Raw genomic sequence first — 515 nt, forward strand, 5'->3', positions numbered from 1 at the left:
TTCGGTATATGCTAAACAGTTTCGTTGTAGCGTCTTTAACAACTATTTTGTCACTGGCGTTTGCGTCCTTTACGGCATACGCGGTTACAAGATTGCCAATTAAAGGTAAGGGTCTGATACTGGGGATCGTACTTGCGGCATCCATGTTTCCGCAGATTGCGATTATCTCACCAATGTTTAATTTGATTACGGGACTTGGGCTTCGAAACAGCTATTTAGGATTGGTTATTCCATATATCACAATTAGTTTACCGTTATCAATCTGGATACTCTCAACGTTTTTCCAAAAAATTCCATATGAACTTGAAGAATCTGCTAAGCTTGATGGGGCAAGTCCATTTCAAACGTTCAGGAAAGTTATTTTCCCACTAGCGACACCGGGAATCTTTACTACTGGAATTCTGGTATTTATTGCCGCCTGGAATGAATATTTATTTGCGTTAACAATTGACACTGCGGATAATTGGCGGACAGTGCCAGTCGGTATCTCACTCTATCAGAGTCAGTTTTCCATT

Annotated in this window: 1 protein-coding gene; it reads left to right on the plus strand. The window is 40.6% G+C overall.

Annotated features, from left to right (window positions below):
• On the plus strand, positions 1-515 hold a 515-nt coding region (locus tag AC3G7N_RS22680; protein ID WP_489424349.1), incomplete at both ends, for a carbohydrate ABC transporter permease.

This window comes from Virgibacillus carmonensis (genome assembly GCF_057836705.1).